Source organism: Dactylosporangium siamense, assembly GCF_016862795.1.
GTDB classification, from domain to species: Bacteria; Actinomycetota; Actinomycetes; order Mycobacteriales; family Micromonosporaceae; genus Dactylosporangium; species Dactylosporangium siamense.
Genome location: NZ_BONQ01000071.1, coordinates 117,402 through 139,586, shown reverse-complemented (window position 1 = coordinate 139,586; position 22,185 = coordinate 117,402). Strand labels below are relative to the sequence as shown.

Here is a 22,185-nt window from a genome sequence, read left to right as displayed (position 1 = left end):
CCCTGCGCTGAACGGCAGGTTCGGTGCGCCGAGTGACAGCGGTCACACCGTTTACCGGCGTTTATATCGAGGTGTACCGACCCCTGTGGTGGAGCAGCGGCTTCGCGGCCGTGGCCGGCAGCTCGACCCGCTGGATCGTCGCCTCGACGAGCAGCGACCAGCCGAATTCCCGGGCGCTGTCCAGGCCGCAGCCGGCCCACGGGTAGCCGCGCGGGACGGGTCCCCAGTCGGTGCCGTCCCAGTCGCCGGTCGCGAACAGGCCACCGGGTGCCGGCATCAGCCCCGCGAACCGCTCCGCGAGCTGGTTGTCCCCCTCGGTGAGCGGCGTGACGGCGAACCGGCCGGTCGCCTCGATCGCCGTCCACAAGTCGCTCTCGTCGTCGACGAGCCCGACGACCCGCCCCGGGTCGCCGTCGACGACCAGCATCGACGACACGGTGAGCCCGGCCGGCGCGCCCGCACCGCCCGCCGTCCACAGCGACACGGCGGCCGGCAGCCGCCCGCGCAGCCGCCGCAACGGCGAGCGCTGGTCATCCGGGGTGGCGAACGGATCCGTGGCGTGGATACTCACCCGTCCATTGTCGGGTATGACCGGAGTGTGCAAACCTTCCTGCCCTACCCCGACTTCGCCGCCAGTGCGCACGTGCTCGACCCGCGCCGCCTCGGCAAGCAACGCGTCGAGGCACTGCAGGTGAGACGCGGTCTCATCGTTCCCGGGTACGGCTGGCGCCACCACCCGGCCGTCAAGATGTGGAAGGGCTACGAGGAGGCGCTGATCCGGTACGGGTTGGAGATGTGCGCCGCCTGGACGGCCCTCGGCCACGCGGACACGGTCGCCGCCACGCTGCTGGAGGGCCGGGGACCCGTCCGGTCGCAGGAGGAACTGGCCCGGCTCGTGGCGGTGCCGCCCTGGCTGGGGCGCGACGACGTGCACCGCAGCCACCGCTCGGCCCTGGTGCGCAAGGACCCGGACTTCTACGGCCCGGTGTTCCCGGACGCGGACCCCGAGGAGCCCTACGTGTGGCCGGTCCCCGACGGGGCGTGAGCGTCAGCCGTGCTTCGGCGTGACGGCGGCGAGGACCTCCGGCGCGCGCCGCTCCAGCAGGTGCCCGGCGAGGCGGGTGCCGAGCCACGCCAGCGCGAAACCCCAGACCAGGCCGCTGGGCAGCAGGATCCACTGCAGGCGGTCGGGTAGGAACACGTAGGCGATCATCAGCGGCGACGCGAGGATCCACGTGACGAACATGCTGACGAAGGACAGCATGCTCTTGGCGCTGCCCTGGCCGGTGTTCATCGCGAACGGGTTGGTGGAGTCCGGCATCGGGTAGGGCGCGAGCACCGACGTGATTCCGGCGGTGCCGACGGAGATGCCGAACGCGCACAGGCCGACGCCGAGCGCGGCCGGCAGCTGCCCGGTGTGGTCGCTCAGCACCGACACGCCGATGGTGCCGGCGGCCAGCAGCGGGAAGGTGAGGAGGCCGACACCGACCGCGCGGGCCGCGAGCTCGACCTGGCCCGGCACGTTGGTGAGCATGTGCAGCGCGTAGGCGGTGCCGTCGTTGCCGAACTGGTTGACCAGGACCAGCCCGACGAACGCGCCCGCGATCAGCAGCGAGAACACCAGGGCGCCGTCACTGAACCCGGCGCTCTGCCGGGCGGCCTCCTGCTCCTCGGCGCTGGATCCGGTGCCGAAGCCGAACGTGAACGCGAACGGGATGACCACGGACGCGGCGAGCAGCGAGATGAGGCTGGCGCGGCGGCGCGGGTCGCGGAACCAGTAGCGCAGCTCCCGGCCGACGAGGCCGGTGAACCGGCCGGCCGGCAGGGACCGCAGGATGGCCGGCAGGAACGCGCGCACCGGCTTGCCGTCGACGGCCTTCGCCTTCTTCGCCGCGCCGGTCGACGCGGTGCCGAGCATCGCGGACTCGATCGTCTGCAGCCACCACCACAGCAGCGCGGCGACCCCGGCGACCCCGATCGCGAGGCGGGCGGCGACCAGGTGCCAGTTGCCGTCGATGGCGTCGACATAGGCGACGAACGGCGCGGCGAGCGGCGTCCACGACAGAACGCCGGCGATCGTCGTGGCCTGCTTCGACTCGCCGTTCTCGACCAGGGCGAAGACCAGTTGGAAGACCGGGTTGCAGGAGATGCCGGCGAGGGCGATCAGCAGCGCCGCCAGGTCACGGACCTTCCGGGAGCGCAGCATCCGGGCGAAGGCGCTGGTGACGGCGCGGCTGGCGGCGACGCAGACGGCGAGGCCCACGGCGGCGCCGAGGACGGCCACCACACCGGCCGCGATGCCGCCCTTGCTGATCGCGCCGATGGTGGAGCCGAGCGCGGCGAGGAGGGTGACCACGGGCGGGATGCCGACGAAGGCGGCGGCGAGCATGCCCAGCACGAGCGTGCGGCGAGGCACCGGCAGCAGCGCGAACCTGGCCGGGTCGAGGGTCTCGTCGACGCCGAAGAACAGCAGTGGCACCAGCACCCAGGCCAGGACGAGGGCGGCGCCGGCGAACGCGGCGAGGGTGGGCCGCAGGTCGTCGCCGGCGACGCTGCTGCCGGCGAAGGCGCCGAACCCGACGAGCGCGGCCCACAGGCCGAAGAAGATGCCGAGGATGAACAGGACGATGCGGGACGCCTTGCCCCGCATCGCGTTGCGCAGGATCCGCAGCTTCAACCGGACGAAGTAGCTGACCTTCGGCTCGCCGCCGCGGATCGGCTCGGGCCGCGGCGCGAAGATCCCGGCGCCGCCGTCGGCCCCCACCACCTGCGACGGGACGGCACCCGGAGGGGCGGCCAGCGGAACGGCGGCCGGGCGTTGCGCGGGGATGTGCGGCGGGTCGCCCGGGACGGGCGGCTGCGGGGTCACAGCCACGACAGCTCCGCGCCGGTCGCGACCCGCCCTCCGACGACGTCGACGAAGACGTCCTCGAGCTCCCGCCCGCCCTTCACCTCGTCCGTCGTGCCGACGACCTTGATCTGGCCGTCGGCGAGGATCGCGATGTGCGTGCAGAGCCGCTCGACGACCTCCATCACGTGGCTGGAGAAGATGACCGTGCCGCCGTTGCGCACATACCGGATGAGGATGTCGCGGATCAGCGCGCCCGAGACGGGGTCGACGGCCTCGAACGGCTCGTCGAGGACCAGCAGCCGCGGCGCGTGCAGCAGCGCGCAGGCCAGGCCGATCTTCTTCTTCATGCCGGCGGAGTAGTCCACGACGAGGGTCCGGCCCGCGTCGGCGAGGCCGAGCACGTCGAGCAGCTCCGCGGCGCGGGCGTCGATGACGTCCTGTGGCAGGCCACGCAGCAGGCCGGTGTACGCGAGCAGCTCGCTGCCCGTGAGCCGGTCGAACATGCGGGCCGAGTCGGTCAGCGCCCCGAGCCGGCGTTTCGCCTCGACGGGGTCGGACCAGACGTCGTGGCCGAGGACATACGCGCGCCCGGCGTCGGGGCGCAACAGCCCGACCGCCATGGACAGCGAGGTCGTCTTGCCGGCGCCGTTGGGGCCGAGGAGGCCGAAGAACGACCCGGTCGGCACGTCGAGGTCGACACCCGCGACCGCGACCTTGCTCTCGAAGCGTTTGGTGAGCCCTCGCAGCGCGAGGGCGGGGCCGGGCCCGCTGTCCGTCACAGTTCGACCGTAGGTCACGCCCGCATCCCCCGCATCCCCCGCACCACGTCACGAGCACTTACATCCGCAGCGCGTCCGGCGCGTGTAGGCGAAGCATGATCGCTCCGAGGTTCTTCGGCAAGCGGTGCCGGGTGAGCAGCGAGACCGAGATCATGACGAGGAACGCCAGCGGCACGCTCCACGCGGCGGGCTGGGTGGTCAGGACGCCGGCCCAGCCGGGCAGCGGACCGCCGAGGACGGTGAGCAGGACCGCCGATGCGGCCGCACCGCCGCCGGCGACGATGCCGGCCGCCGCGCCGACCGCGGTCAGGCCGCGCCACCAGATGCCGAGGACCAGCAGCGGGCAGAAGCTGGACGCGGCGACGGCGAACGCCAGCCCGACGACCTGGGACACGTCGAGGCTCGCCACGAACAGGGCGAGCAGCAGCGGCACGATCCCGGCGACCAGCGCGGAGCGGCGGAAGTCACGCACCGAGCCGTGCCCGAGCACATCGGTGGACAGGACCCCGGCGACGCTGGTGAGCAGCCCCGACGACGCGGACAGGAACGCCGCGAACGCGCCGGCGGCGACGAGCGCGCTGAGCAGCTGGCCGGTGAGACCGCCGCCGAGTGCCGCCGACGGCAGCAGGAGCACCACCGCGTCGGTGTTGCCGGTCATCAACAGTTGCGGTGTGTACACGCGACCGAGCACACCGTACAGCGTGGGGGTGAGATAGAAGACGCCGACGAGCCCCAGCACGACCAGGGTGGTGCGCCGGGCGGCCGCGCCGTCGGCGTTCGTGTAGAAGCGGACCAGGACGTGCGGCAACCCCATCGTGCCCAGGAACGTGGCGAGAATCAGCGAGTAGGTCGCGAACAGTCCCTGGGAGTGGTCGCCGGGCAGCAACCAGTCCGTCGGAGACTCGTCGGAGACGGCGGCGACCTTCGGTACCACCGCGGCAGCCTGGAATTCCAGGGCGGTGCCGGCGTCCGCGACGTGCTCGCCGACCGTGAGCAGCACGGCACCGTCGACCGTGGACCCGTCGAGCCGGCCGTGCGCGATGACGAGGGTCTGCGTCGTGACGGTCAGGCGCGTCGCGTGGTCGACGGTGACCGTCGTCGCGACCGGGAACGTCGGGCCTTCGGGGGCGGTCAGCGCGGGGCGGCCGGCGGACTGCCACTGCATGAGCAGGAAGATGACCGGCACGGCGAGGGCGGTGAGTTTCAGCCAGTACTGGAACGCCTGCACGAACGTGATGGAGCGCATCCCGCCGAGCGCCACGTTGAGGGTGACGACGACGCCGACGAGCAGCGCACCGAGCGCGTACGGGGCACCCGTCACCGTCTGCAGCGTCAGCCCGGCGCCCTGCAGCTGCGGCACGAGGTAGAGCCAGCCGATGAACATGACGAACGCGGTCGCGAGCTTCCGCAGCCGTTTCGAGCGGAGCCTGACCTCGCAGAAGTCCGGCAGGGTGAACGCACCGGAGCGGCGCAGCGGCGCGGCGACGAACAGCAGCAGCGCCAGGTAGCCGGCGGCGAACCCGACCGGATACCAGAGCACGTCGACGCCGTGCTTGAGCACGAGCCCGGCGACGCCGAGGAAACTGGCCGCCGACAGGTATTCACCACTGATCGCGGCCGCGTTCCAGGTCGGGCTGACCATCCTGGACGCGACGAGGAAGTCCGAGGTGGTGCGCGCGAACCGGAGCCCGTAGATGCCGATGGCGACGGTGACGAGGGTGACCGCGATGACCGCCGGCAGGGCGTAGTCACTCATGCCGCGGCTCAAAGACGCACTGCGACATGATCCGCTCGCGGAGCTCGCTCATGACTGCTGGTGGGACCTGTCCTCGACCAGCGCGACGAACTCCTGCTCGTTGCGCTCGGCGAGGCGCACGTAGCCGTAGCCGACGACGAACAGGAACGGGTAGGCGGCGACCCCGAGCAGCAGCCACGGCACCGACACCCCGAACAGCTGCGCCCGGCCGACCGCCGGGGCCGCGGCGAACAGCAGCGGCAGGCCGCCGAGCGCGACCGCGACGACCGCGGCGAGCCGGATCGCGACCGCCAGCTGCGCCCGGACGAGGCCACGGGCGAGCGCCTCGCCGACCGGGCTCTGCTCCTCCAGCTCGGCGCGGGTGCGCGCGGGATCGATCCGGCCGCGGGCGACGTCACCGAGCACCACGCGGACCCGCGGGGCAGGTGGCTCCATGGACCGCAGTCTCGCAACCGGTGCGAAACAAACGCAAGGGGCCGACGTCCCCCGTTTGAACGTCGGCCCCTCGCGTGGTTGGTTACCGATAACTCCGGTAGCAGGGGAACCGTCCGGAATCGACCGGCTCCGGCACGATCCGGCGGGCCTCGACGCGGCCGAGGTTCCAGCCGCGCCAGTCGTCGGCGTCGTGGACTTCGTCCGAGATCTGCGACAGCGCGCACGCCCGCGCGTCCGCCGGCAGCTTGTCGAGCGCGGGCGCCGCGTCGGCGGAAAGCGTCGACAGGTACCAGATGTCGGAGTTGTTGTGGTTGGCGTACCGGGCGACGTTCTGCTCGGCGATGAACCGGTCGGGGTTCAGCACCGCGAGACCCAGCAGCGTGATCACCCAGAGGGCGACCGCGGTCCGCGGCAGCCACCGGGTCACCGGGACCACCCCGGCGATCATGATCAGGACGATGAGGCCACCCAGCCAGAGTTCGAACGCGCTGACCAGGACGCGGAGCCGGCTGAAGCCGTAGGCCGTCTCGTATGCGTTCATCCGCCACAACGCCGAGGCCACCACGACGAGCGCCCCGGCCGACAGCAGCCCGAGCAGCACGCGCAGCAGCACCCGCTCGCGGGTCGTCTCCCGCGCCGCCTTCCGGACCGCCACCGCGATCACGACGATCGTGAGCAGGGTGACGACGAGCAGCTGCCAGAAACCCTTGCGGGCGTAGTCGGCGAAGGTGAGCCCGGCGGTGCGCATGACGTATTCCTCGTCGCCGAACAGGACCGGGATCTGCACGCCGACGAAGATGCCGAAGACCAGGAGGAGGGCGCCGACCGGGACGACCCACTCATACCAGCGCACCGTGCGGGCCGGACTCCGCTTGCCGTCGCCGACGGTGGACGGGCTGTGCAGCAGGTACGCCCCGCCGAACGTCAGGAACGCGAAGATCGCGCCGACGAACGCCCACCGGAACGGCGTCGCCAGGGACAGATCCGGCAGGATCGTCTGCACGATGTGGTCGAACGCTGCGTCGGCGCTGGCGAACAGGGCCCCGAACACCACGAGCAGCAGCACGCCGAGCCCGATCGAGCCGAGGACCCGCATCGTGCTGGACGCGCCCTCCGCGGCCCGGGCCCGGACGATGCCCCAGCGGACCCACGGCAGCGACCGGAACCCGGCGATCGGCAGGTTCAGCACCGCCATGAAGACGGCCGGGACCCGCCGCCCCGCGCCGACGGAGAGCGCGACGGTGGCGAACGCGGCAAGGACGCAGAGCACGAACAGCCAACCGGCGGCCCGGAACACCCCGACCGACAGCAGCGCGACGGTGGCGACGCTCCAGCTCGCCGCCTCGATCACGCTGGTGCCCCGCTGCTTCGGGTCCATCCGCAGGATCACGACGAGCAGGGCGCCGACGAGCCCCAGGCCGGCGATCGGCCAGCCGAGCCCGGGCCGGTCCAGCGGCAGCGCGGCGGCCGCGATGACCGCGGCGACCAGGCCGCCGATGAGCACCTCCGGACCGGCGGCGGTGCTGCGCTGCGGCCAGCGCTGCTGGAACAGCGTCGGGTTCGGCGGGCCGAGGCGGACCGGGTTGATCAGCGCCGGGTTGGGGCCCAGCTGCTGCGGGTGCGTCGGCGGCGGCTGGGTGACGAGCGCCCCCTGCGGCGGCCTGGCCTGCGCCTGCACCGGGTGCCCCGGGTGCCCCGGCTTCGGCGGGCGCGGCGGTTGCACCTGCTGCTGCGGCGGCTTCCACAGGTTCGGCTGGGTCGCACCCGTCGGCGTCGTCGCCGGTGTCGCCGGTGCGCCGTGCGGCTGCGCCGGCCCGGTGGACTGGGACGGCACCGCGGACTGGGACGGCACCGCGGACTGCGCCGGCACCGCGGACTGCGCCGGGCCGGACCCGGCTGCGGACCCGGCCGGCGACTCCGCCGGCGACCCGGCCGGCGACTCCGCCGACGAGTGCGCCGGGCCGGGCTCGGCGGGCGACGCGGGCTCGATGTCCGGCGAAGCGTCGGTGCGCGGCGAAGACTCAGCGCTCGCCGGCGTTGCCGGCACTGGCGGCCCGTCGGGCGGTTCGTGGGTCGGTGTCGACATGTCGGACTCCGGGGTAAGAGGAACCGCGCGTCCGGCGGAGCGCCGGACACGTACTCAAGAAGACGCTTTGGTCAGACGGGCAGGGTGACCCGGATGCGACATCCTGCCATGCCATCCGGCTGCTCGATGACCGCGATCGTGCCGTTGTGCAGCTGGATGAACCACTGCGCGATCGCCAGCCCGAGGCCGGTGCCACCGCCGGAGGCGCGGGCGCCGCGGGTGAACCGCTCGAACACCCGCTCGCGTTCGGCGTGCGGGATGCCGGGACCCTCGTCGGCGACCTCGATCATCACCTGGTCACCGTCGCGGCGGCCGATGATGGTGACGGTCCCGCCGTCGGGGCTGTGCCGGGTGGCGTTGTCGACCAGGTTGGTCAGGACGTGGTGCAGCCGTGCCCGGTCGGCGCTGACCAGGGCGTTCTCCGGGAAGGCACAGAACAGGTAGTCAACCTTGTAGCCGGCTGCGGAGGCCTTGACCTCGGCCTCGGCGACGACCTCGATGAGCAGGTCCTCGATGCGGAAGTCCTCCCGGTCCAGGGGGATCACGCCGGCGTCGAGGCGGGACAGGTCGAGCAGCTCGGTGACCAGCCGGCCGAGGCGTTCGGTCTGGGCGAGGGCGGTGCGCAGCGTCGCCTGGTCGGGCTGGACGACGCCGTCGACGACGTTCTCCAGGACCGCCTGCACGGCGGAGATCGGGGTGCGCAGCTCGTGGGAGACGTTGGCGATCAGTTCGCGGCGCTGCTGGTCGGCGGCGGCGAGCTCGGCGGCCATCTGGTTGAACGCGACGGCCAGCTGCCCGACCTCGTCCTTCGAGGTGGCCCGGACCCGGGCGGAGTAGTCGCCGCGGGACATCGCCTGCGCGGCGGCGGTCATGTCCCGCAGCGGCGAGGTCACGCCGCGGGCCAGGACCTGGGAGGTGAGCAGCCCGACGGTCAGCGCGATCTCCGTCGTCGTCGGCGGGATCCAGCCGATGCCGATCCAGAAGACGCCGAGGCCGGCGCCGGCCGACGCGACGAGCAGGACGGCGAGCTTGAGCTTGATCGAGCGCAGCGGGTCGAGGGGGCGCGGCAGCAGGTCCAGGAAGCTCTTCATGTGGTCTCCAGCGCGTACCCGACCCCGTGGACGGTCCTGATCAGGTCGGAACCGAGCTTGCGGCGCAGCGCCTTGATGTGGCTGTCGACGGTGCGGGTCCCGGACGCGTCGGCCCAGCCCCACACCTCGGCGAGGAGCCGCTCCCGGGGCAGCACCGTCCTCGGCCGGGTCGCCAGGTTGACCAGGAGGTCGAACTCGGTCGGGGTCAGGTGCGCCTCGACGCCGGCCCGGCTGACCCGCCGCTGCGCCCGGTTGATCTCGAGGTCACCCAGGACGATCGGCGCGGCGTCCGGCTCCGGCTGGGCCTGCGCGAGCCGTTCCAGGCGGCGCAGCAGCACGTGGACGCGGGCGGCGAGCTCCCGCATCGAGAACGGTTTGGTGAGGTAGTCGTCGGCGCCGACCGCCAACCCGACGAGCATGTCGGTCTCATCGTCACGGGCGGTGAGCATGAGGACGGCGACGGGTCGCTCCGCCTGGATGCGCCGACAGACCTCGAGGCCGTCGAAGCCGGGCAGCATCACGTCGAGCACCACCAGGTCCGGCTTCAGCAGCCGGGCCGCGGCGACGGCGGACGGACCGTCGTGTGCCTGATCAACGGCGAATCCCTCGGCGCGCAGCCGGGCCGAGATCGACTCCGCGATCATCCGCTCGTCGTCGACGACGAGAACCCTGCGCCGCTCCCCGTTCCCGCCTGCGTTCATGCCAGCAGCGTATTGGGTAGATGCGAGGGGCAACGGTGCGTGATGTGTGGAAGTCGTGAAGACCTCAGGACCAGGATTTGGCGGCGCGGACGAGCCGGTCCTTGAGCTCGCGGGTGTGCCGGCGGCTCACCGGCAGCTCGTGGTCGTCGATCACCACCACATATCCGGTGTTGGTCATCCGCAGCTCGGTGATGAGCTTCAGCTGGACCAGGAACGAGCGGTGGACCCGCACGAACCCGGCGTCGGCCCACCGTTCGGCGAGCGTCGCCAGGGACACCCGCACGAGGTGGGAGGCGTCGGCGGTGTGCAGCCGGGCGTAGTCGCCCTGCGCCTCGACCCAGCGCACCGAGGACCGGGGCAGCATCCTGGTGGTGCCGGCCAGCTCCACGGGGATGGTCGGGTCGTCCTGCCGGTCGCGGCGGCCGGCGACGGCGGGGTGGGTCGGGACGAGCCGGGTGGCCAGGACCCGGCGCAGCGACTCGGCGATCCGGTCGGCGCGGACCGGTTTGCGCACGTAGTCGGCGACGCCGAGGTCGAACGCCTCGGCGGCGCGGTCGTCGTAGGCGGTCACGAACACCACCGCGGGCGGCTTCGCGAACCGGCCCAGGACCCGGGCCAGCTCCATCCCGTCGAGGCCGGGCATGCGGATGTCGAGGAAGACGGCGTCGACGTCGATGTCGCGCAGGACGCGCAGCGCCTCGGTCGCGTCGCCCGCGGTGTGCAGCCGGCCGACGCGGGGGTCGGCGCGCAGCAGGTACGCCAGCTCGTCGAGCGCCGGGACCTCGTCGTCGACCGCGAGGACGCGCAGGAACCCGGTCTGTGCCCCGTGCTCCTGCACGATCTGCACATTCTGGACGATCTGCCCGGTGACGCTCTTGCCCGCGCTCGAATTCATTGGCTGCTCCGCACGCCTGGATGGAACTTCGGGACCCGCATGCTCACCTTGGTGCCGGCGTCGGGGGCGGTCTCGACCACGACCCCGAACCCGTCGCCAAAAACCGACCGTAGCCGCTCGTCGACGTTGCGCAACCCGACGTGCTGCCCGGCGTCGGTGGTGTCGTCGGCGCTGAGCAGCACGGCGGGGTCCATCCCCACCCCGTCGTCCTCGACGGTGATGTGACATTCGGCGCCGGCGTCCCGGGCCACGATGCTGATCGTGCCCATCCCGGGCTTGCGGGACAAGCCGTGCCGGACCGCGTTCTCGACCAGCGGCTGCAGGCACAGGAACGGCAGTGTCACCGGCAGCACCTCGGGAGCGATCTGCAGCCGCACCTGCAGCCGCTCGCCGAACCGGGCGCGTTCGATGGTCAGGTACCGGTCGATGGACCGCAGCTCCTCGGCGAGCGTGGTGAACTCCCCGTGCGCGCGGAACGAGTACCGGGTGAACTCGGCGAACTCCAGGATCAGCTCCCGGGCCAGCTCGGGGTCGGTCCGCACGAAGCTCGCGATCGCGGTCAGCGCGTTGTAGATGAAGTGCGGGCTGATCTGCGCCCGCAGCGCCCGGACCTCGGCGCGGGCCAGGCGGGCCCGGGACGTGTCGAGCTCGGCGAGGGCCAGCTGCGTGCCGACCCAGCGGGCGGTCTCCGCGGTGGCCTGCACGAGGCCGGGCGCGGGCGGGCCGTCGGACAGGGCGACCAGGGCGCCTTCGCGCTGGGCGAGCGGGACGACGACGGCGCCGCGGACGGGGCAGTCGACGAGGTCGCAGGGCAGTTCCTCGCCGCCGAGGACGGTGGAGCGGCCGGCGACGACGGCCTTCGCGGCGGCGCCGGCGACCTGCTCCCGGTGGTGCTCGCCGGCGCCGTCGAACGCCAGGACCCTGGTCGCGTCGGTGACCGCGATCCCGGCCGCGCCGGTCAGGGTCCGCAGGTGGCGGACGGCCTTGCCGGCGGCGGTGTCGGTCAGGCCGTTGCGCAGCGGCTCGGCGGCGAGGGCGGCGATGTGCAGGACGTCGTAGGTGGCCCGCTGCGCGGCGGTCGCGATCGCCCGCCGCGACCGCAGCCGGATGACGGCCCACACGGCGACGGCGAGCGCGACCGCCAGCCCGATGACCGCGATCCCAGCGGCGAGGTTTCCACCCACGCGCTCATCCTGCGGTCAGGAGCCGTCCTGCGGAAGACTCGGCGGCCTTCGCCGTCAGTAGGCGCCCTTGCGGAAGACGACGACGCCGATGGTGCGCCACAGCGTGTGCAGGTCGAGCACCAGCGACCAGTTGTCGACGTAGTACAGGTCGAGGCGGACCGCGTCGTCCCAGGACAGGTCGCTGCGGCCACTGACCTGCCAGAGGCCGGTGATGCCGGGGCGGACCAGCAGGCGGCGGCGGACGTCGCCGAGGAAGTCGCCGTCGTCGGCGGGCAGCGGGCGGGGGCCGACCAGGGACATCTCGCCGGCGAGGACGTTGAGGATCTGCGGCAGCTCGTCGATGGAGGTGGCCCGCAGCCACTTGCCGACCTTGAAGACCCGCGGGTCGTTCTTCATCTTGAAGAGCAGGCCGTCGCTCTCGTTCTGCTCGTCGAGGGTGGCCTGGCGCTCCTCGGCGTCGACATACATGGTCCGCAGCTTCCAGACCTTGAACATCTTGCCTTCGCGGCCGATCCGGGGCTGGCGGAAGAAGATCGGCCCGGGATCGGACAGCTTGATGGCGATCGCCACGAGCGGGAAGAACGGCAGCACGATCAGCAGCGCGATGAGTGCGAAGACCCGGTCGATCACGTTCTTGAACAGCCAGCCGAGGCCGGAGAGCTTCGGCTCCTCGACGTAGAGCAGCGGGATGCCCTCGATCGGCCGGATGTGCACGCGGGGGCCGGCGATGTCGGTGAGCTGGGGCGCGACGGCAAGATCGATGCCGGTGCCCTCGAGCTGCCACGCGAGGCGGCGCAGCTCGACAGGCTCGGCGCTGGCGGAGCCGCAGACGGCGATCGTGTCGGCGTTGAGCTCCCGCACGAGGGACAGGATGTCGCGGCCGGCGTGCACGGGCACCGGGGTGACGGTGCTCGGGTGCGGCGCGTAACCCTCGATGAGGTGGATGCCCACCGGCACGAGCCCGGCCGCCGGGTCGCGGGCGATGGTCTGGTGCACCTCGAGCGCCTCCTGCAGGGTGCCGACGAGCAGCATCCTGTGGGTCGCGAGGTTGAACCTGGTCCGGACGTACTGCAGGCCGCGCCGGGCGAGATATCGCAGGATCAGCACGTAGAGCAGGCCACCCACCAGGGCCGCGCCGACGGACGTCCGGGAGATCTGGGTCTTGGTCGAGAACGCGGCGAACGCGACGATCGCCACGACCGTCCACGAGGCGCGCACGACCCGCTTGAACTCGTCGGTGCCGGTGCCGAGGTAGCGGCGGTCGTAGGCGCCGTGGCCCCACAGGACGAGCAGCCACACGGCCGGCAGCAGCCCAAACGTGATCAGGGTGAACAGGCCGGGATTCTTCTCGAAGACCTCGTTGGTCTTGGTGTCGAGGAACGTCCGCGCGGTGACGCTGGCCAGGACGCAGGCGCTGGTGTCCAGCAGCAGCAGGATTCCCGCATAGGGCCGGTGCCAGCGGGACGCCCGCCGGGCGCGCTGCCAGCCGGAGCGTGGCACGCCGTTGGGGCCGAGTGGGGTGAGCGCGTGCTCGGGAAGGATCTCGAAGCTGTCAAGCTCACCCAAGGTCGATCTCCGGCTCGGCGGGGTGGCCGGACGTTGGAGACTAGCGGTCACCTGAGTGTGTCCTCTCGCACCACGATCCGCGGATCAGGGCGCTCAACTGCTCGACCGGGTGGGTTGTGGTCGCCGACGACAAGGACACCCAATCGCACGCGAGAAGTGTCCCATGTTGGCTTGGGCAACCGACGACGACCGGCCGAGACTAGTTGCTCAACGTGTTGGCTGTCGAGTGCACTGGCGTGGGCCGGACAGAACTCCGCGTGACAATCACCGCGAGTAGCGCACCACCTACCAAGCACGCCAGAAGCGGCACGACACTGCCGAGCGGCGGTTGCCACGTTCCCCCGAACGGGTTCAGCCCTTCGTTGATCCCGCGCTGGAAGCGGGTCATCACCCGGGCCAGGGCGTACAGGTCGAGGGGGATCGTGATCGCGACAAGGCCGAGGGCCAGCCGGTCGAGCCAGCCCCGATCCGACAGCCACGCTGCGTAACGGTCCGCTGTCCCCGCGAGGAGGACCACCCCGACACCGAGCGGCATGACGTACCGGCCGTGCGCGAAGTGACCGACCTTCGGGGCGAAGTACAGCTCCAGGGCGACCAGCAGGACCGCGGAGGTCGCCCCGACGGCCACGATGGCGATGCGCAGCCGGGTGGTGCCGAACCACAGCGCGGGCACGACGAGGGCCGCCGCCAGCAAATACCAGAGCCCGACCAGGCCGATGGAGACCTGCGTCTCGCCGTAGCCGAACTGGCCGATGATCTGCCGCACCCAGAACTCGGCGCGGGCATCAGCGATGTCACGCAGGATCGCACCGCTGGTCGTGGGCGCGATGGGCCGCCCCGGGTCGACGGCGTCACTCCGGGACGCGAAGAGGGACCAGAAGACGGCGAAGGCGGCGGCGCCGGCGAACGGCAGCCAGAACACCCGGGATCTGATCCAGGTGCCGGTCACGAACAGCGACACGGCCAGCACCGCCGCGGCGAAGAAGGGACCCAGGTCCCGGATCGTGAGCAGCAGCGCCACCGACACGCCGGCCGCGGCCCAATGGCGGCGCAGCACGGCGACGTAGAGCAGCACCGCGGCGCTGATCTCCATGCCGTTGGGGTTGAGCGCGCCGTCGAGGTTCATGACCATCGGCGTCGCGGCGAGCACCACCGCGATCCGGAGCAGACCGGACCCGGCGAGGGCGAACGCGGCGGCGAGCAGCAGCGCCGACAGGGCCGCCGACAGCAGTCGCGCCCAGATCAGCCCGGTGCCGTCGGGTGCGATCCGCAGCGGCAGGCCCACCAGCGCGTAGTAGACGGGGCTGTACCGGGCGGCGGCGCTCGGCACCAGCGTCTCGGTGCGGTCGGCGGTGGGCGTGAGGCAGGACGCCGGCTTGTAGGCGTTCTTGTCGATGAACGTGCAGTCCGCGTTGACCGGCACCAGGCTGCGCGGGCCGGTGAACGCGTTGGTGTCGTTGCCGCTCGCGTCCAGGGTGCGGTCGTGTGGCAGCCACTGGCCGGTCCACACCGCCCAGGCCCGCACGAGGTGCTGCTTCTCGTCGTAGGTGCCGTTGACCGGTAGGGCGAGTGCCCACGCCGCGCCGAGCAGGAAGAAACCGACGAACGCGATCAGGAAGGCACGGCGCACCGGGTCAGCGTACGAGCTTCGACAGCCGCCGATCCGCCAGGGGCTTGCCGCCGGTCTGGCAGGTGGGGCAGTACTGCAACGACGTGTCCGCGAACGAGACCTCCCGGACCGTGTCGCCACAGACCGGGCAGGGCAGGCCGGTGCGGGCGTGCACGGCGAGGCCGGAGCGCTTCTCGGACTTCAGCGTCGCCGCCTTCTGCCCGACCGAGCGCGTGACGGCGTCGGAGAGGACGGCCCGGGTCGCGGTGTGCAGCGTCGCCATCGTCTCGTCGGTGATGCGGTTGGTCAGCGCGAACGGGGACATCTTCGCGGCGTGCAGGATCTCGTCCGAATACGCGTTGCCGACGCCCGCGATCACCGTCTGGTCGGTGAGGACGCCCTTGATCTGGCCCTTGCGGCTGCGGATCGCGGCGGCGAACTCGTCGGTGGTGACGGCGAGGACGTCCGGGCCGAGCCGGGCGATGCCGGGGACGAGCCGCGGGTCGGTGACGAAGTAGGCGGCGAGGCTCTTCTTCGTGCCGGCCTCGGTCAGGTCGAAGCCCGACTCGTCGTCCAGCCGCACCCGCACCGCGATCGGGCCGGAGCCCGGCTTCAGCGGGGTCTTGGCGTTGAACGTCTCGCGGTAGTGCAGCCAGCCGGCGCGGGCCAGGTGCGTGACCAGGTGCAGGTCAGGCCCGACGTGGATGTCGAGAAACTTGCCGTGCCGGGACGCTCCGGTCAGCGGCAGGCCGGCGGCGGCGCTCACCGGCGGGTCGAAGGTCTTCAACGCGCTGAGCGAGGAGACCTCGACGCGTTCGACGGTGTGGCCGACGGCGCGGTCGCGAAGGAATGCAGCGAGCGCTTCGACCTCGGGAAGCTCGGGCACTCGTACAGTCTGCCTCAAGTACGCTTTTGCCGTCATGAAGGTCGTTGTCGCGCACAATCGCTACGCGTCCGGCGCACCGTCCGGTGAGAATGTCATCGTCGACGCCGAGATCGCGCAACTGTCCACGGCCGGGGTGTCCGTGCTGCCGTTCCTGCGCAGCTCGGACGAGATCGGCACGTTCTCCACCGCGCGGAAGGTGCTGCTGCCGCTGTCACCGATCCGCAACGGCGAGTCGCAGCACGCCCTGGAAAAGCTGATAAAAGCGGAAAAGCCGGATGTGCTGCACCTGCACAACGCCTATCCGCTGCTGTCGCCCTGGGTGGTGCGGACCGCGCACGCGCACAACGTGCCGGTCGTGCACACCGTGCACAACTACCGGCAGGTCTGCGCGCCCGGGCTGTACTTCCGCGACGGGCACATCTGCACCGAGTGCCGCGGCAAGGCGTTCGGGCTGCCGGCGATCAAACACGCCTGCTACCGGGACTCGAAGGCCCAGTCGGCGGTCATGGCCGCGACCCTCGCCGTGCACCGCGGCACGTGGCGCGGCGTGGACCGGTTCGTCGCGCTCACCGACCGGATCGCGGAGCACCTGCGCGACTTCGGCATCCCCGACGAACGGATCACCGTCAAGCCCAACGGCATCCCGGACACCGGCGCCGCTCCCGGCGCCGGCGAAGGCTTCGTCTATGCGGCGCGACTCTCCCCGGAGAAGGGCCTTGAGCTGCTGCTGGACGCATGGCGGCAGCACCCGGACGGCGCACTGGGCCCGCTGCGGATCATCGGCGACGGCCCGCTGCGCCCACTCGCCGAGGCCGCCGCTGCGGACAGATCCGACATTTCGTATTTGGGAGTTATCCCGAACGCCGAGGTGAGGGCGCAGATCGGTGCCGCGGCGTGCGTGATCGCCGCCTCCACCTGGCATGACGTGCTGCCGACCATCGTGCTCGAGGCGTTGTGCGCCGGCCGCCCGGTGCTGGTCACCGACCGGGGCGGGCTGCCGTTCCTCGCCGGCGACGCGGGCTGGGTCGTCGAGCCCACCCCCGACGCACTTGCCGCCGGGCTGGCGAAGGCGCACGGTGAGGCGCCCGGGCTGGCGGTCACCGCGCGGCGGCGTTACGAGGAGCACTTCGCCCCGGACGTGCTCATCCAACGGCTGATCGACGTCTACCGCAGCGTCCTGCGATGACCGCGCGGGCCGGCTGGGCGGTCGCCGGGATCGTGGCCGTCGGGCTGCTCGCCGGCGCGGTCGAGCTGGTCGTCGCCGACAGCTACCGCGACGCCCTGCTGGCCCTGGTGGCCGGGCTGCTCGCGGGCGCCGTCGGGGTGCTCACCGTGTCCCTGGCCCCCGCCGCCGATCCGCGAGGGCTCGTGCTCGGTGGGGTTTTTGCGATACAGGGTGTGCTGAGCTGGACGTACACCAACCTCGGCGGCGTCACCTGGACCCTGCTGCTGCTGTCGGGTGTGCTGTTCCTCTTCTGGTGCCGGCCGTTGTCACCGGCGGCGCTGCGATCCGGGGCGGCGTGGCTCGGCGTCTCGTATCTGGTCATCGGCGCGCTCGGCGCGGTGCTGGTCATGAAGCCCGAGATCGCACTGCAGCGTTTGGCGTACGCGGGATATTTCGGACTTGTCGTGCTTGCCGTGTTCGCGTTCCGGGGATCGTTCGCGCGGCTCACGCTCGGGATCGCCGTCGCATTCCTGGGCACGGTGGCGGTGCTGCTGCTGGCGGGCTCCGGCAACCTGTTCACGTCGCCACACGTCGTGCCGGACACCCCGTGGGGGCGGGGCTTCGAATACCGCTTCTGGGGCGCGTCCTGGCTGCTGGACCACCCGAACGCGATGGCCTGCATCGCCGCCCTCGCCGCGATCCGGATCGGCGCCGACGCGGGACTGGCCGCGTGGCAGCGGATCGGATCGGTCGCGACGGCCGCGCTGATCCTGTGCACCAGTGACTCCCGCACCGGCTTTCTCCTGCTGCTGACGTCGACGCTGGCGTTCATCTGGTACGGCCGGCGCCAGGCGCTCATCCCCGCCGCCGCCCTCGCTGTGGTGCTGCTGGCCAACGGCCCGTCGTTCCTGATCAAGGAGCGCTACGGCGACGACGCCGGGGTCAGCAGCGGCCGGGTCGAGACCTGGCGGCAGGTGGAGGCCGACTGGCGGCACGACAGCCTCACCGAGCAGCTGCTCGGCAACACCCGGGACGCGCGCGCCACCGTGTACCGGGCCAGCAGCGGCGCCGACATCAAGCTGACCGTCGACAACGCGCCGCTCGCGGCGCTGCGCAAGGCCGGCGTGGTCGGCGTCGCCGCCTTCCTCACCGGCCTCGGCCTGCTGCTGTGGAACGTGTGGCGGCGCCGCCGGGACGCCGACGCCTGGCTGGTCGTGCTGCTTCCCGGCGCGCTGTTCACGATGATCACGAACGAGTGGCTGATCGGCGGCACCGGCGGCACGCTCTGGCTGCTGCTGCTCGCCGGTGAGGCCGCCCTGCTGCTTCGTTCGCCCGGACCGGCTTAGGTCCGTCTGCCTGCCGCCTGGTCAGGCGCTCTGGGTCGCGTCCAGCCGCGTCGCGGGCGTCGCAACCGGTGGGCCGACGGACTTCAGTGCGTAGCCGTACAGGATCACCATGCAGACCAGGCCGGTGGCGGAGCCGGTGAGCAGCCCCCAGGCCGCGCCGAGCAGCCCCTGGCTGGCGCCGACCGACAGGCCGGTCAGCGACACGGTCGCGAACACCACGTACTGCACGAACAGCATCCTGGCCCGGTGCATGCCGCGCATCGCCGCGGTGAACGGCACCTGGAGCAGGTACACCGCGCCCTGCAGCGCGATCGGCAGCGCGAGCGGGGCGGCGTCTTCGAACTTGTGCGTCGCGGTCAGCACCCACGACACCAGCGGCCACACGACGGCAACCATCAGCATGCCCAGCACCGCGAACGCGATCGCCAGCTGCCGCGTCTGACGGCGCAGGGTTGCGGCCGCCTCGGCTCCCTGAGCGCCCGGCTTCACCGCGTCAGCGGCCGCCCGGGACGCCCGCGGCACGAGCAGCCCCTGGATCGCCGCGACGAGGTTCTGCACCGGCTGCAGCTGCACCGTCTGCACGAAGCGCAGGTTGCCGAGCTCGATCTTCGACAGTTTGCCGGCGACCAGGAAGCTGATCGACAGCACCTGCACCTGGGCCACGATCGCGGTGGCGGTGAACCAGCCGGACAGGTGTCTGGTCTCGGTCAGCCACGCCTTCGGGTTGCCGCGCCACGGCACCCGGCGCTCGCGCAGCAGGTACACGGTCGCGCCGGCGGTCGCGCCGATCCCCCACGCGGCGAGCAGCCCGCCGGCGCTGGACTGGCCCGTGAGGATCATCACGATGATCGCGATGCCCTGCGTGCCGAACCACACGAGGTCGATGCCGAGCGCCTTCTCGGGCCGGCCATCGGCGAGATAGTCGCAGCGCGCCGTGTCGTGCAGCATGAGTGGCACCGTGAACGGCACCAGCCAGATCAGCTCGTCCAGGTCGATCTTGCCGTTGTGCGGCCAGGCCAGCCACAGCACGGTGAAGACGACCATTGTGGTGAGCCCGGAGCAGAACGCGGTCGTCAGCCCGTTGCGGATGAGCCGGCCCCGGTGCTCGCCCTCGAACCGGGAGGCGAGGGCAAGCAGCACGTCACCGACGAACGCCCGGTTCAGATACATCGAGAAGTAACCGACGCTTAACGCGAGCGCCAGCGCACCGAACTGGTCCTTGGGCAGCAGGATGCCGCCGAGCAGCGTGTTCGCCGCGTTGGCGGTCGCGATGACGACCTGGTCGAGAAGGCCTGCACCGACGAAACGGGACGCGACACGAAACCCCTGCAAGCGGCGGCGGCGTGATGGCGGCTGGTCGGTCACCCTCGACGGCCATGGTCGCGAACGAGCTTCACGACACGCACCATACGTGACCTGCGGGTGACGAGACTATCCCGTCGACCCGTTCACCAACTGACATCCAGAGGTTTTCCTTCCGCGTACCCCGCTGCGCTCTGAATTCCCACGGTGGAACGCTCCGCGAACTCCTCGAGGTTGCTCGCACCCGCATACGTGCACGCGCTGCGCACCCCCGCGACGATCGCGTCGAGGATGTCCTCAACGCCGGGCCTCCTCGGATCCAGGTACATCCGCGAGGATGAGATGCCCTCCTCGAACAGTGCCTTGCGGGCCCGCTCGTAGACGCTGTCGTCCGCGGTCCGCCGGCTCACCGCACGGGCCGACGCCATACCGAAGTTCTCCTTGTAGAGCCGGCCGTCCGGATCACGGCGCGGGTCGCCCGGTGACTCGTGGGTCCCGGCGAGCCACGAGCCGATCATCACGTTGGACGCACCCGCGGCGAGCGCGAGCGCCACGTCCCGCGGGTGACGCACCCCACCGTCGGCCCACACGTGCCGGCCGCGCCCCTTCGCCTCGGCGGCGCACTCCAGCACCGCGGAGAACTGCGGCCGTCCGACCCCGGTCATCATCCTGGTGGTGCACATCGCACCCGGCCCGACACCCACCTTGACGATGTCGGCACCCGCGTCGATCAGATCGGCGACCCCGTCGCGGGTCACCACGTTGCCGGCGGCCACCGGGACCTTCGGATCCAGCGCCCGCACCGCCCGCAGCGTCGAGATCATCCGCTCCTGGTGCCCGTGCGCGGTGTCGACGACGAGCACGTCGACCCCGGCGGCGAGCAGCTTGTCGGCCCGCCCCGGCGCGTCACCGGTGATGCCGATCGCCGCCCCGATGCGCAGCTTCTGGCCGGCGTCCACGGCCGGCTGATACAGGGTGGCGCGCAGCGCGGCGTTCCGCGTCAGGATGCCGACCAGCCGCCCCGCCCCGTCGATCACCGGCGCAAGCTTGTGATGCCCGGCCGTGAGCTGCTCGAACGCCGCCTCCGGGCTGATGTCCTCCGGCAACGTCTGCAGGTTGCGCGACATCACGCTCCGCAACTGACTGAACCGGTCCACGTCATTGCAGTCGCTCTCGGTCACGACGCCAACCGGCTTGCCGTCCTGCACGACGATCACCGCGCCATGTGCCCGCTTCGGCAACAGGTCCAGCGCCAGCGCCACCGTCTCCGTCGGCCCGAGTGTGATCGGAGTGTCATGCACCAGGTGCCGCTGCTTCACCCACGAAATCGCCTCGGCGACCACATCGATGGGGATGTCCTGCGGAATGATGGCCAGGCCGCCCCGCCGGGCCACTGTCTCCGCCATCCGCCGACCCGCCACCGCGGTCATGTTGGCCACCACGATCGGAATCGTCGTGCCACTGCCGTCGCGCGTGTTCAAATCGACGGCCATGCGCGACTCGACGGCGCTGCGGCTCGGCACCATGAACACGTCGTCATAGGTCAGGTCATAGCCGGGATGCTGATCGTTGAGGAAGCGCACGTCTTCGAACTCTAACGCGCGTTCCGGCGCGGTACCGGGCCTTCTCGCGCGGCTTCTCGCTTCGGGTGCCGCTTCTGGTCCACGCGCAAGGGTGAGCAACTCTTGAGAGTCGCTCTCTGAGCAGGGAAGATTTCCGTAACGTGCTTGCGAGGAGTGATGCCTGATGCAGGTCCACGAAGCGATGTCCACTGCTGTCGTCCAGCTCGGTCCGGACCATACCCTCCGGCAAGCCGCCCAGTTGATGTCCCGCCACCACGTCGGATCGGCCATCGTCGTCGACCCTGACGGCGCGGGCGTCGGCATCATCACCGAACGCGACATCCTCAAGGCGATCGGCGCCGACCTCGACCCCGACGTCGAGCGCACCGCCGAGCACATCACCTGGGAGGTCGTCTACGCGAGCCCGTCCTGGACCATCGAGGAAGCCGCCTCCGCCATGGTCCGCGGCGGCTTCCGCCACCTCGTCGTCCTCGACGGCGACGAAGTCCTCGGCGTGATCTCCGTCCGCGACGTGCTCCGCGTCTGGGTCCACCAGGGCGCCCCCGTCTAACCCCACGCCCTTCCGCGCCGCTCTCGTGATCCGGACGACCTCATGCACTCCTGAGTGCATGAGGTCTTCTGGATCATGAGGCAGGGCCTTGAAAGCATCCGGCCATTCCGCCTCGCGGAGCGGACCTCCCCGTGATCAAGGGCGCGTGCTGGTCGGGCGGAGGACCACGGCGCTCCTTCGATCTGCGTGGGGCGGGAGATCGCTGTTTCGACGCCAGCGTCCGGCTGGTGCCTGGATCACCAACGAGCCGCAGCATCCGCCGCCGCGTTTCGGTGAAAGCGTGAAGCGCAGGGGCCCCTTCACGCTTCCTGCCGAACATCCGCCCGCTCGCCCAGACCGCCACCTGCCGCGCGGGCGATCGGGGCGGGCGTGATCGAAGTCCTATACGGGCTGTTCGATC

General features: G+C 71.5%; 18 protein-coding genes and 1 pseudogene. 4 read left to right on the top strand and 15 right to left on the bottom strand.

The window, feature by feature from the left end; genetic code table 11:
• Positions 1–61: 61 nt before the first annotated feature.
• Positions 62–686: pseudogene (locus Dsi01nite_RS23020) on the bottom strand (flavin reductase family protein).
• On the opposite strand from Dsi01nite_RS23020, the gene Dsi01nite_RS23015 reads away from it, so the two are divergent.
• On the top strand, positions 599–1,045 hold the full coding sequence (locus Dsi01nite_RS23015; RefSeq protein ID WP_203848289.1) for an MSMEG_6728 family protein: 447 nt from the start codon (positions 599–601) through the stop codon (positions 1,043–1,045). The pseudogene Dsi01nite_RS23020 and the gene Dsi01nite_RS23015 sit on opposite strands and share 88 nt — an antisense overlap.
• A 3-nt stretch (positions 1,046–1,048) precedes the next feature.
• On the opposite strand, the gene Dsi01nite_RS23010 is transcribed toward Dsi01nite_RS23015, so the two are convergent.
• The 12 genes from Dsi01nite_RS23010 to Dsi01nite_RS22955 all read right to left on the bottom strand — a co-directional run bounded on the left by Dsi01nite_RS23010 (position 1,049) and on the right by Dsi01nite_RS22955 (position 15,839).
• Positions 1,049–2,875 (bottom strand): ABC transporter permease, encoded by a 1,827-nt coding sequence (locus Dsi01nite_RS23010; protein ID WP_203848288.1) that lies wholly within the window; start codon positions 2,873–2,875, stop codon positions 1,049–1,051.
• A complete protein-coding gene (locus Dsi01nite_RS23005) occupies positions 2,866–3,630 on the bottom strand; it encodes an ABC transporter ATP-binding protein (protein ID WP_203848287.1) in 765 nt (254 codons plus the stop codon). Before Dsi01nite_RS23005 ends, Dsi01nite_RS23010 begins: the two co-directional genes overlap by 10 nt.
• Before the next feature lie 58 nt (positions 3,631–3,688).
• Positions 3,689–5,386 carry a sodium/solute symporter gene (locus tag Dsi01nite_RS23000; RefSeq protein WP_203848286.1) on the bottom strand — a complete coding sequence of 566 codons (1,698 nt, stop codon included), beginning with the start codon at positions 5,384–5,386 and terminating at the stop codon, positions 3,689–3,691.
• Positions 5,387–5,434: 48 nt separating this feature from the next.
• Complete coding sequence (locus Dsi01nite_RS22995) at positions 5,435–5,821, bottom strand: DUF485 domain-containing protein (RefSeq protein ID WP_203848285.1); 387 nt, start codon at positions 5,819–5,821, stop codon at positions 5,435–5,437.
• Between the two features lie 82 nt (positions 5,822–5,903).
• Positions 5,904–7,907, bottom strand: a complete 2,004-nt coding sequence (locus Dsi01nite_RS22990; protein WP_203848284.1) for a DUF4153 domain-containing protein — start codon at positions 7,905–7,907, stop codon at positions 5,904–5,906.
• 71 nt (positions 7,908–7,978) lie between these two features.
• Positions 7,979–8,998, bottom strand: a complete 1,020-nt coding sequence (locus Dsi01nite_RS22985) for a HAMP domain-containing sensor histidine kinase (RefSeq protein WP_203848283.1) — start codon at positions 8,996–8,998, stop codon at positions 7,979–7,981.
• The gene (locus Dsi01nite_RS22980; RefSeq protein ID WP_203848282.1) at positions 8,995–9,699 is read right to left on the bottom strand and encodes a response regulator transcription factor; all 705 of its coding nucleotides are present in this window, start codon (positions 9,697–9,699) and stop codon (positions 8,995–8,997) included. Before Dsi01nite_RS22980 ends, Dsi01nite_RS22985 begins: the two co-directional genes overlap by 4 nt.
• 64 nt (positions 9,700–9,763) lie before the next feature.
• Positions 9,764–10,594 (bottom strand): LytR/AlgR family response regulator transcription factor, encoded by an 831-nt coding sequence (locus tag Dsi01nite_RS22975; protein WP_203848281.1) that lies wholly within the window; start codon positions 10,592–10,594, stop codon positions 9,764–9,766.
• Positions 10,591–11,778 (bottom strand): sensor histidine kinase, encoded by a 1,188-nt coding sequence (locus tag Dsi01nite_RS22970; protein ID WP_203848280.1) that lies wholly within the window; start codon positions 11,776–11,778, stop codon positions 10,591–10,593. The genes Dsi01nite_RS22975 and Dsi01nite_RS22970 overlap by 4 nt, the downstream gene beginning before the upstream one ends.
• 54 nt (positions 11,779–11,832) lie before the next feature.
• Positions 11,833–13,344 carry a sugar transferase gene (locus Dsi01nite_RS22965; protein WP_203848279.1) on the bottom strand — a complete coding sequence of 504 codons (1,512 nt, stop codon included), beginning with the start codon at positions 13,342–13,344 and terminating at the stop codon, positions 11,833–11,835.
• A gap of 199 nt (positions 13,345–13,543) precedes the next feature.
• Positions 13,544–14,974 (bottom strand): DUF2142 domain-containing protein, encoded by a 1,431-nt coding sequence (locus tag Dsi01nite_RS22960; protein WP_203848278.1) that lies wholly within the window; start codon positions 14,972–14,974, stop codon positions 13,544–13,546.
• 4 nt (positions 14,975–14,978) lie between these two features.
• A complete protein-coding gene (locus tag Dsi01nite_RS22955; protein WP_203848277.1) occupies positions 14,979–15,839 on the bottom strand; it encodes an Fpg/Nei family DNA glycosylase in 861 nt (286 codons plus the stop codon).
• A gap of 34 nt (positions 15,840–15,873) precedes the next feature.
• Here Dsi01nite_RS22955 and Dsi01nite_RS22950 point away from each other — a divergent pair, with 34 nt between their 5' ends.
• Together Dsi01nite_RS22950 and Dsi01nite_RS22945 are read left to right on the top strand one after the other, a co-directional pair.
• Positions 15,874–17,025, top strand: a complete 1,152-nt coding sequence (locus tag Dsi01nite_RS22950) for a glycosyltransferase family 4 protein (protein WP_203848276.1) — start codon at positions 15,874–15,876, stop codon at positions 17,023–17,025.
• Positions 17,022–18,350: a hypothetical protein gene (locus Dsi01nite_RS22945; RefSeq protein WP_203848275.1), complete on the top strand. Its 1,329-nt coding sequence runs from the start codon at positions 17,022–17,024 to the stop codon at positions 18,348–18,350. Before Dsi01nite_RS22950 ends, Dsi01nite_RS22945 begins: the two co-directional genes overlap by 4 nt.
• Positions 18,351–18,371: 21 nt before the next feature.
• On the opposite strand, the gene Dsi01nite_RS22940 is transcribed toward Dsi01nite_RS22945, so the two are convergent.
• Both Dsi01nite_RS22940 and Dsi01nite_RS22935 read right to left on the bottom strand, forming a co-directional pair.
• Positions 18,372–19,682 (bottom strand): MATE family efflux transporter, encoded by a 1,311-nt coding sequence (locus Dsi01nite_RS22940; protein WP_203848274.1) that lies wholly within the window; start codon positions 19,680–19,682, stop codon positions 18,372–18,374.
• Between the two features lie 116 nt (positions 19,683–19,798).
• Positions 19,799–21,235 (bottom strand): GuaB1 family IMP dehydrogenase-related protein, encoded by a 1,437-nt coding sequence (locus Dsi01nite_RS22935; RefSeq protein ID WP_203848342.1) that lies wholly within the window; start codon positions 21,233–21,235, stop codon positions 19,799–19,801.
• A 163-nt stretch (positions 21,236–21,398) separates the two neighbouring features.
• Between Dsi01nite_RS22935 and Dsi01nite_RS22930 the strand changes: the two genes are divergently transcribed.
• Complete coding sequence (locus tag Dsi01nite_RS22930; protein WP_203848273.1) at positions 21,399–21,785, top strand: CBS domain-containing protein; 387 nt, start codon at positions 21,399–21,401, stop codon at positions 21,783–21,785.
• The last annotated feature ends 400 nt before the right edge of the window (positions 21,786–22,185 follow it).

Coding starts and splice junctions, on each gene's coding strand:
- Dsi01nite_RS22990 (WP_203848284.1), bottom strand. CDS start 7,907: ATGTCGACACCGACCCACGAACCGCCCGACGGGCCGCCAGTGCCGGCA.
- Dsi01nite_RS22980 (WP_203848282.1), bottom strand. CDS start 9,699: ATGAACGCAGGCGGGAACGGGGAGCGGCGCAGGGTTCTCGTCGTCGAC.
- Dsi01nite_RS22975 (WP_203848281.1), bottom strand. CDS start 10,594: ATGAATTCGAGCGCGGGCAAGAGCGTCACCGGGCAGATCGTCCAGAAT.
- Dsi01nite_RS22995 (WP_203848285.1), bottom strand. CDS start 5,821: ATGGAGCCACCTGCCCCGCGGGTCCGCGTGGTGCTCGGTGACGTCGCC.
- Dsi01nite_RS22930 (WP_203848273.1), top strand. CDS start 21,399: ATGCAGGTCCACGAAGCGATGTCCACTGCTGTCGTCCAGCTCGGTCCG.
- Dsi01nite_RS23000 (WP_203848286.1), bottom strand. CDS start 5,386: ATGAGTGACTACGCCCTGCCGGCGGTCATCGCGGTCACCCTCGTCACC.
- Dsi01nite_RS22950 (WP_203848276.1), top strand. CDS start 15,874: ATGAAGGTCGTTGTCGCGCACAATCGCTACGCGTCCGGCGCACCGTCC.
- Dsi01nite_RS22985 (WP_203848283.1), bottom strand. CDS start 8,998: ATGAAGAGCTTCCTGGACCTGCTGCCGCGCCCCCTCGACCCGCTGCGC.
- Dsi01nite_RS22945 (WP_203848275.1), top strand. CDS start 17,022: ATGACCGCGCGGGCCGGCTGGGCGGTCGCCGGGATCGTGGCCGTCGGG.